Annotated in this window: 12 protein-coding genes; 4 read left to right on the forward strand and 8 right to left on the reverse strand. The window is 61.3% G+C overall.

Features of this window, described 5'->3' with window-relative positions:
* The 3 genes from HFGMBDPB_RS21535 to HFGMBDPB_RS21545 all read left to right on the forward strand — a co-directional run.
* The coding region (locus HFGMBDPB_RS21535; protein WP_160854899.1) for a transposase at positions 1-289 on the forward strand (289 nt) is incomplete at its 5' end.
* A 21-nt stretch (positions 290-310) separates the two neighbouring features.
* Positions 311-730: a hypothetical protein gene (locus tag HFGMBDPB_RS21540; RefSeq protein ID WP_212646199.1), complete on the forward strand. Its 420-nt coding sequence runs from the start codon at positions 311-313 to the stop codon at positions 728-730.
* A 121-nt stretch (positions 731-851) separates the two neighbouring features.
* Positions 852-1049, forward strand: a complete 198-nt coding sequence (locus tag HFGMBDPB_RS21545) for a site-specific integrase (RefSeq protein WP_016454860.1) — start codon at positions 852-854, stop codon at positions 1047-1049.
* A gap of 599 nt (positions 1050-1648) precedes the next feature.
* On the opposite strand, the gene HFGMBDPB_RS21550 is transcribed toward HFGMBDPB_RS21545, so the two are convergent.
* The 8 genes from HFGMBDPB_RS21550 to HFGMBDPB_RS21590 form a co-directional block, all read right to left on the reverse strand.
* On the reverse strand, positions 1649-1882 hold the full coding sequence (locus HFGMBDPB_RS21550) for a hypothetical protein (protein ID WP_212646200.1): 234 nt from the start codon (positions 1880-1882) through the stop codon (positions 1649-1651).
* Between the two features lie 10 nt (positions 1883-1892).
* Positions 1893-2414 (reverse strand): low affinity iron permease family protein, encoded by a 522-nt coding sequence (locus HFGMBDPB_RS21555; protein WP_212646341.1) that lies wholly within the window; start codon positions 2412-2414, stop codon positions 1893-1895.
* Positions 2415-2554: 140 nt separating this feature from the next.
* Positions 2555-3016, reverse strand: coding sequence for a DUF421 domain-containing protein (locus HFGMBDPB_RS21560; protein WP_212646201.1), 462 nt, complete (start codon positions 3014-3016; stop codon positions 2555-2557).
* A gap of 12 nt (positions 3017-3028) precedes the next feature.
* Positions 3029-3622 (reverse strand): cysteine hydrolase family protein, encoded by a 594-nt coding sequence (locus HFGMBDPB_RS21565; protein WP_212646202.1) that lies wholly within the window; start codon positions 3620-3622, stop codon positions 3029-3031.
* A complete protein-coding gene (locus tag HFGMBDPB_RS21570) occupies positions 3622-4230 on the reverse strand; it encodes a hypothetical protein (RefSeq protein WP_212646203.1) in 609 nt (202 codons plus the stop codon). Before HFGMBDPB_RS21570 ends, HFGMBDPB_RS21565 begins: the two co-directional genes overlap by 1 nt.
* A gap of 228 nt (positions 4231-4458) precedes the next feature.
* The gene (locus tag HFGMBDPB_RS29805; RefSeq protein ID WP_249343613.1) at positions 4459-13158 is read right to left on the reverse strand and encodes an LPD38 domain-containing protein; all 8700 of its coding nucleotides are present in this window, start codon (positions 13156-13158) and stop codon (positions 4459-4461) included.
* 59 nt (positions 13159-13217) lie between these two features.
* Positions 13218-14765 (reverse strand): hypothetical protein, encoded by a 1548-nt coding sequence (locus HFGMBDPB_RS21585; protein ID WP_212646204.1) that lies wholly within the window; start codon positions 14763-14765, stop codon positions 13218-13220.
* Positions 14765-15793 (reverse strand): tail fiber domain-containing protein, encoded by a 1029-nt coding sequence (locus HFGMBDPB_RS21590; protein WP_249343615.1) that lies wholly within the window; start codon positions 15791-15793, stop codon positions 14765-14767. Before HFGMBDPB_RS21590 ends, HFGMBDPB_RS21585 begins: the two co-directional genes overlap by 1 nt.
* Positions 15794-16071: 278 nt before the next feature.
* Between HFGMBDPB_RS21590 and HFGMBDPB_RS21595 the strand changes: the two genes are divergently transcribed.
* Entirely contained in the window at positions 16072-18132 is a 2061-nt protein-coding gene (locus HFGMBDPB_RS21595; protein WP_212646205.1) for a PAS domain-containing hybrid sensor histidine kinase/response regulator, read from the forward strand.
* The last annotated feature ends 10 nt before the right edge of the window (positions 18133-18142 follow it).

The following is an 18142-nucleotide window of genomic DNA, read 5'->3' on the forward strand; positions in this document are numbered from 1 at the left end:
GCGCCCCCGCAAAAGACCATCGAAGTTGCATGCCGACAAGGGCTATGACTACAAGCGTTGCCGTGCGCACTTGAGACAACGGGGCATCGCCAGCCGCATTGCCAGGCGAGGCGTTGAGAGTAGCGAGCGACTGGGCAAGCATCGCTGGGTGGTGGAGCGGACCCATGGATGGTTTGCAGGCTTTGGCAAGTTGCGAATCCGCTTTGAAAGACGACTGGATATCCACGAAGCGCTGCTAAAACTGGCAGCGGCGATCATCTGTGCACGCTTCGTGGATCGGTGGTGTTAGCCAGTCTTAGAAAGGATCAGCATGCTTTCCAGAATTTGCACAGCTGCATTTTTCGCTGCCATCACGCTTGTACAAATGCCGGCGATCGCCCAGGCGGACGTTCCGTCCACTGCGGTGACCTTCAAGAAAGGCACGTCGGGCGCGACTGTCCAAGGCAAGCTCCAAGGCAACAAGGAGCAGGCGCACGACTACATAGTGCGTGCGGTTGCCGGGCAGAAGATGAGCGTGCACATGGAGACGAAATCCACCTCCACCTACTTCAACGTGCTGCCGCCCGGCAGCGAGGAAGCGCTGTACCGGGGCGAGGTGGCAGACGGCCCCACATGGACCGGTGCATTGCCCGCCAGCGGTGACTACCGTGTGCGTGTCTTCCTCAACCGCGCAGCCGCCCGCCAGGGCAAGTCTTCGGCGTACGCGCTCAAGATTTCCGTAGTGGATTGACGTAGCGCGGTGTCCAGACGGTCCACAACCTGCTCGTCCCGCAGACACGCGCAACACATGCTCGGCTTGTTTGAATCCTGCTCGGCCAGCTCAACGAAGCCGGCAGCCCCTGACCAAGAACATGCTCCGCGACCGCTTCGACGCCGCTCGGGATGCCGCCGGCATTCCCAAGGCGCAGTTCCAGCCTCGGGGCCTGCGCGCCACGGCCGCCAACACGTTGGATGACGACGGCGGGATACGGCTGGAGCACACGACGGAGCGCATGACCGCCCAGTACATCCGCCACAAGGTGGGCAAGAAGGTGAAGCCCGTTCGGTGAATTGCGGAACACGCCCAGAGTTGCGGAACGCGGCCTGGAAATTTCGGCCCCATCTTGCTACTTCTTCGATAGCAAAGAAAAAAGGCCTCGTATTGCTACGAGGCCTTGTGTTCTTTGGTGGGTCCTGCGAGATTCGAACTCGCGACCAACGGATTAAAAGTCCGATTCACCGAAATAGGCACAAGAGAAAACGCCTTTTACATCAACAACTTGCAGCGATAGCCACGCTTCTGGCGTTTTCGAAATCATGCCTTTTTCACCCTGTTTCAACCTACTTTGGGCAGGTTTTGGTCATAGCAAACGGCCTGTATAGGGTGCCAGCGATCAGTGCGGACCTGACATACCACCTTGCGCTTACCGCAGCACTGTGCGCCGTGCTACATCTCCTCAAGATCTTGCCCCACCGGGACCGCAGCCTCGTGCTTGGGATCAACTGATTTTTGAAGAAAATCTTTATCTGACAGCAACTTAGAGGTATCTACACGACTCCTCGTAGCACCTATGCTGCACCCTCGCCAAGTTGCGCTTCTAACTGTGCTTCGATGAGGCTGTGCAGTCTTGAACTGCAAGCGAGCCGCCAACGACTCCATTCGGAAAGTTCAGCGCTCCGCCTTCATAGAGCCGCGAATGTTGGTTAGCGCCAAGCAAGCTTGCAGGGTAACCAGCGCCCAAGCGCCCGAAGACCAGCCCCACAGTGCCCAAAGGAGGTTGCTGAGCATCAGTATCCAAAAGCCTACGTTGCGCCGCTCGGCCGAGCGAGAACCCACCCACCATGCACCCACGATGGAGGAGAGGAAGGCGGGCCACTGCAACCAGTCAGGGATATCAGGCATGGGTCATCCTTCAGTTGCTAGGAAGTGTCGGATCGTCCTCGTCGATGGAGTGACATTCCTTGCAAGCGCCAGTCGTTCTCGCGCGGGCAGCGAGACTGACATAAAACGCCGCAACCTCTCTCAATTGCTCCTCGTCAAGATCCTCGATTCCAATCATCCGGTTACTTGCCACCTTGTTAGCCGCGAGCAACTCATTTAGCTTCAGATGTAATGCCACGCTGTCCTTGTTCTGACTCTGCTGAATGAGGAACACCATCAGAAAAGTAACAATGGTAGTACCTGTATTAATCACAAGCTGCCAGTTTTCGGAGAAACTGAACATTGGCCCCGTCGCTGCCCAGACGACTACACAAACCAGCGCCACGCAAAACGCCACAGGAGTACCTGCCCAGCGCGTCACCTTGCTGGCGAAATGGTCAAAGGTGGACAACAATCGTGAATGATCTGCATATAAAGCACTCGATGTCTCAGGCATGGAACCTAAAGCTTCTGAGGGGGATTTTGACGATGGTTTAGATATATGACTTTGCATAAAGAGAGTTTGAAAAATTATTCTATAAACAGCAATTGCGGTTGAATGGTATGTGATACGGGACGCGTGAAAACCATCATTAACGGAAGCGCTGGCTTGGAGGGAAAGGGGAGTACCGCTCAGAGCATTGCCGTGTCCGTTCACTGCATTTTCTGCACACTAAGGGATCCGTCTGCCTCCAAGAACATGCAACGGATTTCTGATTCCTCGCAGTCTGCCTCGCGCAGCGCCTTCTCGATATCGTTGCGCGATACCCGGTGGCTTTTGCGCGCACCCTCGAAGATCGTTCCATCCCGCCCCAGCAGCACCGCCTCGCCCTCCAGTAGCTTTTCCGCCCCGCGCCAGCGTGCCGTCACGAAACCCACGGCCGTATTCAACGCAATGAGGATCACGCACACCAGCAGCCCGCCAGGAAGGGACTGATCAGACCCTGTCATGGAAGGCCCCGCTGCCTCGCTAACCAGCATCACAACCAGCAGATCGAAAGGTGTGAACTGACCCACGGTACGGCGCCCAGTCATGCGCATCATCAGCAGGAGCAAGACATAGACCGCCAGCGCGCGTACAGCCAACTCAAACGGATGGATGTCCAAGTTCCACATACCAACGCCCCTTCAATTCCGCCCCGCCCAGGGACTACGCGCTGAGGTGCGCACTGAACACTTGAAGGCCTGTCTCAATTGCCGCAATGCCTGCTGCCGCCGCGCCGGCGTCTCGGCCGCCGTGCAATCGCTGGGCACCCAGACCTCATAGCCCGACATGCGTGCATCCGTAGCCGTGAGCATGACGCACATGTCCGCCGCAAACCCCACGATGACCAGCCTGCGCGCATGCATTCTGCCCAGCAGATGCAGGAGCGGCGTGGAATGAAAGGCCGAATGCTGGGGCTTGAGAATCACCAGATCCTCCGCATCGGGCGCAAGCAGCCGAGCGATCTCGCCACGCTCGCCAGCCAAACCCTGGCAGGCGGCCAGAATGTCGCTGAACTCGCTGTGCCAAGTGCCGTAGTTGTCGTTGGCGTAGATCGTAGCCACGCCCTTTTCACGAAGCCTGGCCTTGAGCCGGACAATGCGCCGGGCAGCCCGTACCGCTTCCTGCAGCAAAGGCCCGGCATTGGGAAATTGAAGCGGGTTGATGACATCCACCAGCAACAGCACCTCCGCGCTGTGAGGCACTGGCGTGGGTTCTAACCACCTCGGCCTAGGCATCACAGCATGGATTCGCGTTGCTGCTCCGCTCGAGATGCGCCGATGGCAGTTTCAACCTGCTTAACCTCTTCAGGGGGAGGCAGGACTGCTGGCATACCCAAGCTCTGGATCCACAACTCGCGGCACCAACCCTGGGTGTGATACAGGTGATGATCTTCATCCTTTTCCACTCGAGCGTGAGCCTCCTTGAGGGCCTTGCCCGTTTCGCCTGTAGCCACCTCGGCGACCTTGCCCAGGAGCTCCCAGTTGGCGTGGTCCTTAGTTTCAGCATGGACCACGCATTCGCACGCCACGAGTTGCGCGGCGGCCGGATTACCGGCCTTCAATGCCAAATCCATAGCCTTCACAAGCGACAGGCCAATGTGCTTGACAACGCTCCGGGAAGGCACATCCTCGTCAGCATTTATATTAAGTAATTCGCACGTTGTACGCACTACGTTTTGATGATTAAGTGTTTCCTCAAGATATTCTTCCCATTCTTTTTTTAAATCTTCATTAATTGCACAGGTTAGAGCTTTTCGATATACCTGTTCCCCTCCAAGCTCAGTCTCCATCATTTGCAGAAGAAGATCTTTCAATTTTTTCTCATCATATCGAGGTTTAGCCATTTCATTACTCCAAACTTAAATACTTCGGTGCTTAAGGTTGAACCAGCTGCGAGGCAAGATTCGTAGGCATAAACTGATGAATGCGTAGTGCTTTTCATCTTCTCTACGTGAGTCGTTTCCTTCAACAAAATAACTATCAAGAAAAAGATAATTTAGAAAGATACAAAACTGGCGAGCTTTAAATGCGCGGTAACTAAGAGTCCTGTCAAGCCTAGCCCCGCATTACCCCTAAAAATGCTTGATTGTTGCGTTTACCGCCTCATTCAGCGCACGCATGGAATTTTCAATCTCTAAATTGATGGCCTTGACTTGGTCGCGTTTGTCAGGAGCATCTCCGGCCTGAATCGCCCGGCGGTACTTGCGAAGGTCGGAGATTTTCTTGTCCAGTGCTTTGGCTGCCTCATGGGCCCTGGCCAGAGGCACGTCAGCCAGCACCGCATCAGCATCCTCGCCGCGTTGGACCCGGGCTTTGAACTCGCTCTCGCTGATGTTGATTCGCTTGAGGTTCTCGTAATAGGCATTGCTCTGGCCGTTGGCGCCGCGCGTGTTCCCATAGAGCCGGCCAGCCAGAACAACTTGGTGCGGCGCCAGTTCCTCGCCAGTGAAGGCGGACGTGGCCATGGCTACGGCCTTGTTCACCTCGCGGCCCACGCCGCCAGTGATCTGCTCCACCAAGTACTCGATGGCCTCCGGCGTTGGGCTGGCAGCGCCGGGCCGCCATTCGTTGCCGCCCGTCGCGGTATTGGCCAAGGAGGCCAGCCAGCGGTAAGGCTTCGCAGTCGAATCCTTCACCCGGCTCGCGCCTGGCGTTGGGTCGTTTGAATTCCTGTCCTCTCGGTAGATCTCCCGGCCTGTCCAGTCCTTGTTGCGAGCCAGGGCCAGCGCAGGATCGAACCAGGTGGGCGATGCCATCTGCCCCAGATCAGCAGACCCACCCAGCGGGTTGTAGGCATCGAGGGCCAGTACAGCCATGTCCAGGACGTGACCCATTCGGCTCTTGGTCGGGTCGTCGTGCACGGCCATCTCCACGATGGTGCGGCCGATGTTGGGGAACACATGGAACCCCAAGGGCAGCGGGATGGCCACATAGTCCTGTCGGCCCAGCGGGATGATGATCGCCCTCTCCTTCACAAACTCGGGGATCTTCTTCCATTCGTCGTCAGCACCATCGCCGCCGCCCATCATCAAATACCCCGCCATGGCCGAAACCATGCCCAGGGCCACGCCACCCATCATGATCTTGCGCCCGGCAGGTCCCGCCAGCGTCTCCAGCATGCGCTTGTTGCCCTGGATCGCCGCATTCAGGAACGCAAAATGCGCCCCCACCACGGAGGTGTTGCGGCCCTTGCGGTTGAAGTTCACCGTGATGTTCTTGGCGATACTCGCGGCCTCCTGGCGGCTGATGCCCTGGTCCAGGGCAGCCTTGTAGACGCCAAGGCGCGTTGTGGCTTCCAGAGTTTCATTGAAGTCCGACAGCCAAGCCAGCAGCGCGCGACCGCCGGCGACAACCGATGTGCCCTTGCCAGCCTGGTCCAGCGCCTTCTGCAGTGCCTTGGCACGGTCCTTGGGATCGGCATGCAGATCGCGGTAGCCTGTCGTGCCGCCATCGAGCTGCAGTTGCTCCCACAGCTGCGCCCATTGGCCGGTGGGTGCGCCCTCTTCCTTGCGCTCGCGGCGCAGCTCCTTGTAGATTGCGCGCGTGTTTCGCCGGATGTTGCGGAACACCTCGGCTTGCTTCCCGGCCAGGGGCGTGGTGGACAGCTGCAGCATGGCTCCCTGCAGGTCGCGCGCCAGGTTCATGACGCCGAACACAGGGTTGTACTGGGTGTTGACCGAGGAGAACCACCGCGTGATCCAAGCCGCAATCCGCGTGAAGCGATCCAGTTCCATGGCATCCAGGTTCTTCATGGCCATGGCCAGCCGCATGGCCTTCTCGTTGCGCTCGTTGAAGACGATGTACCGATCCTTGCCGCCAATGCGCACAGTCACCACGTTGTCGCGAGCCTTGGCGCCCTGATCCACCATGGTCTTGACCAAGCCCGTATCCGGGTCCAGCGCCTTCTTCTTGGGCAGTTCCAGGCTCCAAAGCTCTTTGTCCGGGTTCTGGGCGGCCAGCAGGTACAGCCGCTTGACCACGTTGTTCTTTTCGCCGCGCGTCAGCGCCGCCTCCCGCTGCATGACGATGTGGCTCAGGATGTTGGTCACGCGCTCGTTCGAGCCCGTGCGCTTCTTGGCCGCGTCGCCCTTGGTGCTGAATCCCTGGCCGATGGGGTGTGCCTTGCTCTCCGGGTGGGCTTCGTCGCGGTGCAGGGGCACGTAGTGCTGGTAGGTCTTGCGCCAGGCCGTCAGCGTGGCCTGGTCCATGAGCCCGTAGTTCTCCAGGGTCTTCAGGGTGCCGTCGTTGATGCGGTCCACGCGCGCGGCCAGCTCGTCCAGCACTTGGCGCTGCTCCGGGCTGTAGCCGGCCATCACCGTCGCTGCCTCTGCATCGCTCATGCCCGACAGGGACAGGCGTTCCTCCTCTGTGCCGGCGTAGGCCTCCGCGCCGTCCCAGCGGTCCTTGTCGATGAGGGCTTGGCCCAGCGCCTTCTGCACCGGGCCGGTGGCCATGCCTCGGGCCTGAGCGCGCTGCAGCTGGCGGCGCAGATCTTCCACGGTCTTGCTGGCGGCCTCGCGCTGGGCCTGCAGCTGCTGGGCGCCCGGGTTGCGCTCGGCCATGACGCGGTTGGCCTCGGGCGCATGGCGGGCGTGCAGGAAGCGCTCCAGCTCCTCGATGGCCACGCCCGTGGCGTTCAGGCGCCGCAGCAGCGGCTGCACTTCGTCGCGCAGGAAGTTGGCCGTGCGCTTGGCCACACGCTTGTGGTAAAGCTCCTCGCCCCGGTAGGCGTCATTCGTCTCGCTGACGGTGCCGTTCAGGGCCTTGATGTGCTCCTGAATGCGCTTGAGGTCGATGAACTTGTCCTGCCAGGCGTAGAGGAAGTCATCGACGGAGCGGTAGCCGGTGAGGTCGGCCACCTTGTCCTGCAGGCGGCCGAGCAGGCCCTTGGAAGGTGCCGGGCTGGCCGTGCTTGAGGCAGGGCCGCGGCTGTAAAAGACTCGCCGCTTGGCGCTGCGGTCGGTTAGAACTTGTGCGTGCCGCTCAGCAAATTCTCCCAGTAGGGAGCCTCGCTCCCTTCGATCGCCTTGGTCTCGGCCGCCCGCTTCGCGTAGAAGGGCACGCCAGACAGCCGCTCGCGCAACTGTTCGCCAGCCAGCTTCCGCTTCTGCTGGTCCGCTTCTATCCATGCCACGGCTTGCTCGGAGGGATCGTCCAACCACGTCAGCCAGTCGCTGTCGTGATAGTTGATCTCCGGTGCTGGCACGTCGGAAAGTACCGTGGTCTGCGTCATATTCAATCAGGCGGGAAGTTGGGAAAGCATTATCCATTCCCTCCAGGGTGGCCACAATCATGCGTTCCACATTGCCCACGTCATCCCCATAGACCCAGCGCAGGCCTGGCACACCGTGGCCGCCGCGCACTTGGTCGGGGTGCGGCGCCAGGTGGCGCGTGGTGCCGAACTTCAGGGCGCTGGACAGCATCTGCTCGAGCCGGCGACGCAACGCGGTCTTGCTCAACCCATGTGGATCGCCGATGAAGATGCTGTCCGTGTTGTGCGCGAAGGTGGAGGCGATGCTGTACGCCATGGCACCCGAGTCCCCCCGGGACAACTTGGACACATCCAGCCACACGTCCATGGTGGGAGGCACATCCTCCGGGTTCTCGCCAGGCCTGCCTGCCACGGCCTCCATCCCCTCCGCCGTGTAGAGCATGTCGTAGACCTGCTCTCCGTAGGGGTTGGGCTGGCGCACCGACAACGTGGCCTTCTTGCCATCCGGCATCTTCAACGTGTATTCCTGCCGGCCGGCAATGCTCACCGGCTTGCTCACCTCGATGTCCGGAGCGTGCTCCTTGGCGATGGCCCTCAGATCCGTTTGCTTCGACTTCGGGAATGTGAACAAGTCGTCCAGCTGGGACAGCTCCTGCAGGGCCCGCCGGCCCGCGCCGCTGTCCAGGCTGAACGCAGGCTTCGCCGCTCGCGCCGAGGCGGCAGCCACAGCACCACGCTCCACCCAGCGGCGCGCCGGCAGGATGAAGTCGCGGATGATCTCCGCGTCCGTCACGGCCAGCTCGCGCAGCGCGGGCACATGGGTGCGCAGCCAAGCGCGGATGGCGGCGACGGCGCGGCGGACAAAGCCGAGCTGCGGCTGTGTCTCGGCCATCTCGGCCAGCAACTCCTCGGCCGCGTAGCGCCGGCCCACCATGTCGTCCAGCTCGCCATACTCTTTGAGCTTGGCGCGCACCTCGCGCGGGCGGGCAGCGATGATCTGGTCAAGCACTGCGTCCAGCTTCTCGCCGAAGGCGCCGCGCAGGCCGTGGTGGCCCAGTGCCTCGTGGTACAGAACGCGGGCAGCTTCCTCAGGCGTGGCCAGCTGGCTCGCTACCAGGTAGACCTCGCCATCGAAATAGAAGCCCTTGGGCACGCCCTCCGCGCCCTCGGCCGCCTGCAGTCGCTCCGTGTCCCGCGCCTCCTGGGGCACGCGCGGGTCCTGCAGGTCGAACACCACGTTGATGCGCGGCGCATTGGCCCAGGCCTGGCGCACTTCGTCCACGACCTTCTGCGCGCGCGCCATGGGCGCCTGGGGCGCATGGCGCGCGCCCGCCGGCGCCGCGCCACCAGCGATGCGCAGCAGTTCCTGCGCCAGGTTTGCCGTCATGGTGGGGGCCACGGAACTCTCCGCGCGCTTGAAAGGCACGCCCGCCGGCTGCTCAGCCCCTTCCTCAAAACGGGACAGCTCGCTTCGTGTGACGGACAGATCATCCTCGGGATACCAATAGATGTTCACCTTGTGGGCCTGGTTGCCGGTCTTTCCGCCGCCCACATGCGCAAACCCGCGATAGCCCATGTCCTCCAAGTTGTAGCGAATGCCATCGAAGCGCTCCTGCAGCTCGTCCGCACTCACGCCTTCGTAGCGAGACTCGGCGCGCGCTTCATCGAACAGCTGGGCCAGCGTGGTGATGCGCTCACCCGTCTCCGTGTTCTCGTCGCGGGCCAGGTCGTCCAGGACGCGCTTGGCCATGGACTGCACTTCAGGCTCCATCGGAGCATTCATGTCATACAGACGGACAGGGGAGTGCTCGACAATCTCATACAGCGTGGGCTCGCCGCCCTGCCCTTTGCGGGTGTAGCCGGCGGCGATGTCGGCGGCGTCTGTGGTGTAGAAACCCTGGCCGTAGATGTTGAGGACGTTGCCGCGATAAACGCCATCGTTGGTTGGCCCGCCTTCGGGCAGCGGGCGGCTGGTGCCATGCAGGCGAACGCCTGTGCCGCGCGTGTCACGCAGCTTGGGCCGCTGGGTCGCTGCAGGTGCTGCAGGTGCTGCAGGTGCTGCAGGTGCTGCAGCAGTGTCTGGCCGGGCTGGCTCAGCAGCAGCCTGTTTGTCGAAAATTCCCTGCTGGCCGCTCAGCGCATCCTTCGCGTCTTGGCCCAGTTGGAAGTGCTCGGCGCTGGCCGCCTGGCGCTCGGCCACTTCCTTGCGCTCGCGGGCTGCCCGCGCCTGGGCTTCGGCCTGTGCTTCGTCGCGCGCAAGGCGCTGCTCGGCCTCCTGCTGCTGAGCCTGCTGGGCTTGGATTTCTTCGGGGGTGTAGCTGGAAAGCTCCAGCGCAGGCGCTACGGCGCCGCTGTCGGCGTCGGCTTCTTGCCCTGGGCGTTCTGCGCGATCTCCAGCAACTGCTCGCCCTGCTCCGTCTGGCTCTTGTCGCCGTGCCTCTGGCCCTGCTGCATCAGCACGCTCCCCAGCAGCATCGCTGCCAGGGGGTTCTCTGTTGCCTTGCGGGGCTGGGGCTTGCTGGGAGTCGGTGCTTGTGTCATTGGTCTGTTGTCGCTGTGGGACGGGTTGGCCGCTCAGGGCGGCAAGAATCGCGGCAGGGCCTACCTGCTCGCCGAACGTATCACCGGCGGCCGAGGTCGCCAAGGCTGCGCCCATGTATGCGCGCAGGGACTCCACCAGGCGGTCGCGGCCCACGGGCCGGGTCAGGTAATGGCCGCTGTACAGCAGGCGCAGCATGCCCACGGTCAGGGCGTCGGGCACGTCGCCCGTCAACATGTCAACCTGCTGCACAGCGTCATGCAGGGCCGCGCGCTCGCGCCGGGCCTTCTGCACCAGGCGGATAGCCTGCAGCAGGTTCTCGGTCACGTCCACCTCGGCATTGATGGCGCCGCGCTCGGCCGCCAGGCGCAGGTTGGCCCACTCGCCGGCCACGGCCTTGAGGGATTCGCCGATGGCGCGGATGTCGTTGTCGGTGGAGCCGAACAGCGATTCCACCAAGTCGCCGTCGCTGTAGGCCTTGTGCACCAGCGCCGCCTGCAGGCGGGTGACGCCGGCCGGCGAGAGCGCGCCGTTGGCGTCCATCATGCCCGCCACGTCCTGGCCCTGCTCCTGCAGCTTGCCGATGAATGCCCGCGCGAAATCTCGGTTGGCGGCGCTGTCCAGGGCTCCGCTGTCGAACACCTCCAGCACGCCCCCGTCCACCAGGGCCGCGTCCGTGGCTGCCTGCTCCGTGGCGGACAGGCCCAGGGCCTGGCTCTGGCTCTTGGCGCCCATGTTGACCTGGTTGTCCTTCTCGGAATACAGGCGCACCAGCACCGGGGCCTGCATGCCAGCAATGGCGGCCGGGTCGATGCCGTGCATGTCGCTGTCGGCAGCCAGCTCCTGCCGGTAAGCGTCAGCCGTGCCGCGCTCATAGGCAGCGCGTAGGCCCGCCGTGCGGCCGTTGTTCAGGGCTTTCACGGTGCCCGGGTGCGCTGCGTCGAACAGCGGATTGACGGCGCCATCTGCGAAGTTGGACGGCTGCACGTCGGCCGCCTCCATCACGCCATAGCGGAACGGCACACGCTGGCCATCGCTCATCACCGCCACGTCGGCCCGGCCCAGCGCCTGCACGGCGTCGGCCTGGTCGCCCACGGCGAACACCATGGGCGCGCCAGATTCGGGGCTGCGCGAGACGCCCAGCCGCAGGTAGTCGGGGTTCTGGGCCATGCCCTGCATCTGCACCACGCTCGCCGGCCGGCTGCGGTCGCGGTTCTGGATCTCCTGTGCCGGCGTGCCGGCGGCGCCCGTGCCCTCGGGGTTGGTGCCGGCGCGGCGCGTCTTCACTGCGGCCCATTCATGCTGCAGCTGGTCCCAGATGGGCGTACCCCGGCGCAATGTGGCCACCTTCTCGCCGCGCTCGTGCACGAACTGGGGCCAAGTCTTGGACCGCACTGCACCCGGATCGAACGCCGGCGCCTGCTCGGCCGCAGCAGCTTCGGCGGCCACGGCCTGGGGCTCATCGCCCAGGGCTTCCAGCTCGTCCTCGCGCGCAGCGTCCTGCTCCAGGCGCTGTGCCAGCGCTGCACGCTCCTCCTGCTGCACAGGGTTCAGTCCCGTGGTGCTGTCGATCACCTCCAGCTCGGCCAGGCGCGTGGCAGCCGTGGTGCTGTCCATGGACTCGGGTGTGCCATCGGGCTGCTGCACGCGCTGCTGTTCCGTCTGCGGCGCGGCCGGCGCCGCGACAGGCGCCGGGGCCTGGGTGTCCTGCACACGCGCAGCTGCTGCGCCGTCACCAGGGGAGGCGTCTGCAGTCGTGGCCACGTCTGTGACCGTGTTGCCTTCGGCGTCCTTGTAGGTCACGTCGATGACCGTGCTGCGCCCGCCGGCATCCGCCTTGGTGCCGCGACCCTTCACGCCGGCAACCACGCCACGGGCGGCACCTGGTGCAGATCCGCCCAGCGCGCCCAGCACGAAGTTGGCGGCCGAGTCCTCGCCGATTTCCTTGCCATGGGCAACGCTCTTGGTGCCCAGGTCCGAGGCCACGCCTTCGGCCAGCTCCTGCGTGCCCTCCTCCAGCGCCGAGATACCCGCGCCGGCCGCCGTCTTGCCCAGCACCGAACGGCCGGCCACGCGGGCCAGCAGGGGGTCGAGCCCACCCGTCACCAGCTTGCCGGTGAAGCGGTCGCCGAACGTGGCCACCGCGCCCTGCAGCAGCGCCGAGGCGTCCTCGGCCTTGGCGCTGGTGATGCGCCGCGCCTCGTCGGGTGCCGCGCCGGCATCGATCATGCGGCGGTACAGCGGGCTGGTGTCCAGCAGTTGCTCGTGCGACTGCTTGGCGATGAACTCCCGCGCGTTCTCCACGCCCTCGCCCGCCGCCATGGCACCGCCCACGGCGCCGGCCGCGCCCGGGCTGCGCGTGGCCAGCGCCGTGGCCACCACGGGGAACATGCTGCCGAACACATCGGCGCCCTGCATCAGGAAGCCGCGCACGGACGGGTCCTTGCCGAAGTCGATCTCGCCCTTGAGCAGGTTGCCCGTGATTTGTGAATTGGCCACCGCGTCCTGCGTGGCCTGGCTGGTCGTGTCGTTGATGGCCTTCTGCGCATCGCGGCCGGCGCGGGCCATCGTCTCGGCGCCCGGCAGGCGCACGCCCACGGCCGCGCGCTCCGCCTGAAGCTCGCGGCGGTCACGCTGCTGCTGCGTCATCGGGCCGTTGATGGCCTCGTCTGTGTCAATGCCCGCAATGAATGCACCGCCGGGCATGACCGTGGCGGGGTCGCCGCCGGTGCCGCTGCGCACCGTGGCGCGGATGCCCGACTGGGCAGCTTCGGGCACGGCAGCCACGCCAGAGACAGCGGCGCCGCCCGCGCGCTTGAACACGTCGGTGATGGCGTCAGCCACATAGCCGCCTATGCCCTGCGGCTTAGGCTTGGGCACATCGATGGAGATACCGCCCAGCGCGAACAGATCAATGTCCCCGGTAGGGGCCTGGGTTGCCGTCTTCGCCGTGGGATCGATACCGGCAATCTCGAACAGGTCAACACCGCCATCGGCGGTGCTTTGGGGGGTCTGGGGCATGCATTACCTCGCGGATGGGACTCCGTCGAGGCTGTCAGGCTTGGTACGCCCAGGCCCGCCTACTTGATGAGGCCCTGGGAGCGCAGCTTGTCGCGCACTTGGTCCTCGGTCATGCCGTACTTTTTGGCCGTCGCGGCAATGGCCTCCGGCGACATGGCGCCCTGCACGGCCGAGGCCCGGCCAGCTTTCTCACCCCGGGTGCGCTTCACATCAGCGGCATTGAACTTCACTAGCCCCTCGTCCACGTCCCTGATGTTGGGGTTGTCGGCCATGAACTCCTGGAAACGCCGCTCCTTGTCTATATCGCGCTTCACTGTGTCCTTGTCACCCGGGAATCGGCCGGGGATAGTTTCCCCAAATGCCTTCTGCACCTTCACCGGGTCATAGTCGTACTTGGCCTTGGCGTTGTCAGCACCAGGTGTTTGCAGGATGCCGGCACGCACCGCCCGGATCTGGGTGTCCGAGATGCTGGGGTTTGATTCGCGCGCCATGGCCTCGCGCACATCCCGCAAGTCGCGTTTGTCCTGGAGCCGCTCGCGGCGATCCTCCATGGCAATGCCGTGGGATGCCGCAGCGCGTGCATCGGCGCCTGCTGCACGCTGGTCGGCATGGTCGGCACGGCGGTCGGCCTTGAGCTGCAGCTGCCGCTGGAAGTTGTCGTGGTTCAGCTTGTAGATCGCGCCCGGGTCCACGGTGGAGCGAAGCATGGCGTCGGCCTGCTCGGCCGTGGTGCGCACGGGCTCCAGCGGCTTGCCATCGACGCCGACCATGTTCATGACGATCCCGCCGTCCTTGCCGCGCTCGATCCCCGTGACCTTGGAGGCTCCGCCCAGGCCGTACCTGTTCAGGTATTCCATGGCAGGGCCGTAGTGGCCCGAGGCAAATGCCGCGACGGCCGGGCCCAGGGCCTGCTTGCGCTCTTCGGTTTCGAGCTGGGCCTTGGAGTAGCTGGTGGCCAGAGCCTTTTGCGCGGCCTCGTTGGCCTCTTTCGCATAGCCGGCCTGGTGCAGCATGAAGGCGCGCTTTTCCTGGTTGCCGAGGAAGTCCGAGAAGGTGGGCTTGCGGCGCTGTCCGTCCGCCCCCATCAGGCCCGTCTCGAATTCGTCGCCCAGTTGCTTGTCCAGTGCCTCGATGCCGTCTTCGCGTGCCCAGGCCTTTTCGGAGCGCGCCTGCTCCTTCCCCTTGAAGACACGGTCCTCTACCTGCCCGCGCATCTTCATGCCGGCCTCGGGATCATGCTTGGCAATGGCGTCTGCCACGGACATGGAGCGCATCCGGTCAATTTCAGCCTTGTTGGCTTCTGCGCCGCCTGTGAGCTGCTTGCCCATGAAGTTCGTGGTCAGACCCTGCATGGCCAGTGTCTTGGCGTCTCCTGCCTCGTTGCTGGCGACATAGGCATTCTTGGCTTGGTCGAAGTCGATCTTGTAGCCCTGCGCGGCCAGCCCCTCCAGTTCCTTGCCCTGCTCCTCCGTGTAGGCCTGGGACTCCGTGGGCTTTGCATTCACGGCATTGGCCACCTCAATATCCCGCCCCACCTTGGCCGTGGTGTCATAGGCCGCATTGAAGTTGTTGAAAAAATCGGCAATAGGAGAACGTCCACGGCGCATTACTTGACCTCTTTGAATTCAATACCGAGCGCGCTGTAGTCCACGCGCATGAAGCCCGACTCGTCCAACAGAACCGCATCGGGAAACCGCTCCAGCACCTCGTCGGCCATGACACCAACGTAGCGCCGCCCAGGTTCGGCCGTATAGGCGAATTCGTAGAGCGGCAGGCCTGTGCGCTCATCCACGCCGATGCGCTCCACATCGGCTTTGAGGCGCCGGTCGGAGAACACCCCGAGCTTGGCCAGCCCTGCAGCCGCGCCGCCCAGCCCGCCCAGCAGCCCGCCCACCGACTCGTTCGATTGCATGTTGGCCTGGTGGTTGGCCTGGGCGCCCCACATGCTGGTGGCGTTGCTGCCCATCTGGCCGGCCATGCCGCCAGCCTGCCCGTAGCCCGAGTTCAGCCCCGCCAATCCGTTGTTCGCCGCCATCTGTGCGGCCGTGCCGAAGCCCGCGCCCTGTCCCGTGGTCTGCATGCCCATGGCCGGGTAGCCGGCCAATGCGGTTTGTGCGCGGTCGGTGAGCGCCCTGCCCTCGGCACGCGCCGCCGTGCGGGCCGAGTTCTTGCCGGTGGCCATGGCCAGGGCTTCGCCAGCTGCGAGCGCGTTGGAGGCGGCGCCATATTTGCCGTCCGCAGGGTTGATGCCCATGCGCGCCATTTCTGCGTTCTGGGTGCGCTTGGAGCTTTCGTAGGCCTGGGAAACATCGGCGGCCGCCTGGCCGGCCAGTTCCTCGCGCTTGGCCTCCGTGTCGAAGGTGTGCGCATCCTCGACCATGGTGTCCTGCAGTCCGGTCAGCTTGTCGCGGCGCCCCAGCGCATAGTCGCGGTCTTCCTGCGACTGCTCCCAAGCCTGCCGCTGGGTGTCCAGCGCGAACTGCGTCTGCTCCTTTTGCAGCGGTGCCATCTCGTCGGACTGGCTCAGGATCTTCTGAATAGCAGCGTCCTGGATGCCCATAGACTTGATCTGCGCCTCCACCAAGCGCGGGTCGGGCGCGGGCGCGCTGCTGCCTTTGCCACCTTCGAGCGTCATAGAATTCCCGCCGCGTGGACGAAATGCCCGGGAGGGTAAAAATTCAAACTCAGTTCTGTGCCAACGTGCCATTGGATTACAACTCCTTGGCGTTCAAGCGTGGCAGGCTTGGTACGGCGCATGGTAGGTACAAGCCTACATAAAATTAAAACTTTTTCTCAGATCTTACGTTAAGAAATTAGGTTAATACTCCTAACTATACGTTTCTGCCTAGGCGTAATATTCCGGATTAAGTCGCTGTGTTTAATTTCCATCATTCATAGATACCAATATTTCCAATGCAACCCAATAGCTTTTCCAGTGCTAACAACCACGATCAAAATGCACGCGAAGAACTAGCCCTTCTTCGCGAGGTCATAGAACATACTGATGATTGCATTGTCGTTCTGGAGCGCATTGATACGGGTTCAAGTTCCTTAAGAGATTGGCGCTACATCATTGCAAATAAAAACGCTATCCGACTTTTAGGAGAGGGTGTTGCAAAGGGAAAAACAGTTAGACAATCATTTCCAAATGCAGATGAACTTTGGTACGATATATTTGATGAAGTTTTTGCTAGCGGAAAAAATAAACGCATTGAAAAAGAAGCAAAAACCATCTCCTTATTTCTTGAAGTCTCATTGACTCGATTAACCTCAGGCGGCAATAGACCGTTGCTAATGGTGTCGATGAAAGATATTTCACAACTACGCAACCTAGATGCAAGCATACGCAGTAATCAGGAAATACGCACCTTCTCTTTATGGCTAACGGATGATCTTCGTGCTTTAAGCGACGATAGAGAAATAATGGCACGAGCATGCGAAAGCATGGGTCTTCTTCTGAATGTTGGGCGATGCGGTTTTGCCGAACTTTCGTCTTGCGGCAAATACTTGGATGTACAGACCTGCTGGACGGACGGGAACATGGAAAATGCACTCGGACGCCACCAATGTGCTAATTTTGGTGAAGATTTAATTTCCCTTTATAGACTTGGCGATAACGTTGTAATTGATGACGTAGCCACAGACGAGCGCACCCAACTTTCCCGCGCCGCCTTTGCCGCAATTGGCGGCGTCCGTGCCTGCCTCACTGCCCCGCTAATGAAGCAAGGAAAATGGGTTGGATCATTCTTTGCACAGCAAACTTCTCCTCGTCGATGGAGTGAACGTGAGCAAGCGCTACTTAGAGAAATAGCGTCGAGGAGTTGGGATGCTGTTGAACGCGCTCGTGCTGAAAAAGAGTTGAGGCAAGCGAACGAACGAAAGGATATTTTCCTTGCAACACTTGCGCATGAACTGCGAAATCCGCTTGCTCCCATAAGCGCCGGCCTTCATTTGCTGGCAAAAAATGAACACACGCCGAAGCAAGCACGAGTTTTCGAAATGATGTCTAGACAGACTAAGAATATGACTCGCCTAGTGGATGAACTGCTAGATGTCATGCGTATAAACCGCGGATTAATCGTCATAAAGCCTGAAATTGTTGATATAAAAGATATATTACAATCTGCTTATGAAACTTGCAAGCCAGAAATAGAGAAGAACCAGCACACATTCTCCTTTCGGATGGATGAAACATTTATGCCGGTATACGGAGACAACGTGCGCTTAACTCAGGTATTTAGCAACATAATAAACAACGCATGTAAATTCACTCCCAAAGGTGGAAATATTAGCGTGGATGCAAAGGTCATTAGAACGGAAATTATCATACAAATATCCGACACTGGCATTGGATTGGAAGAGAACAACTTTCACAACATATTTGAACTCTTCAGTCAAGTTGCGGACCCAGGCTGCAGCACTGGCGGCCTGGGAATAGGACTCAACCTTGCACGTAGGTTAGTGGAAAAACACAATGGTTCCATCTCCGCATTTAGTCCTGGTCCAAATAAGGGTACTACATTTACTGTTCTTCTTCCTATCGCCAATCACTCTGCGAAGCCGGTTTCATCTTCCCAGTCAATGCCGAATAAGGCATTCGCCGGCTTGAAGATTCTTGTGGTTGATGACAACCAAGATGCAGCCACATCAATTTCTATGCTTTTGCAAGCGCATGGGGCGAACACACAGACATGCTACAGCGGCGCAGACGCACTTAGCATTCTTGCCTTACGAGAATTCGACGTCCTGCTACTAGATCTCGGTATGCCGGGCATGGACGGATATGAAGTTGCCAGAAGGATACGGGCCGATAATAGATTTCTAAACCTACAGCTAATCGCTTTGACTGGATGGGGTGAAAAAAAGGAAAGGGAACAAACAGCGGACGTTGGCTTTAATGCACATCTAACAAAACCGGCCCATCCATATTCTATTTGGCAAGCTATAAAGCCGAAAGATTCTCAGGCAAAGTAGATTGCAATTT

This window comes from Delftia sp. PE138, assembly GCF_018320755.1.
Lineage (GTDB): Bacteria > Pseudomonadota > Gammaproteobacteria > Burkholderiales > Burkholderiaceae_C > Comamonas > Comamonas tsuruhatensis.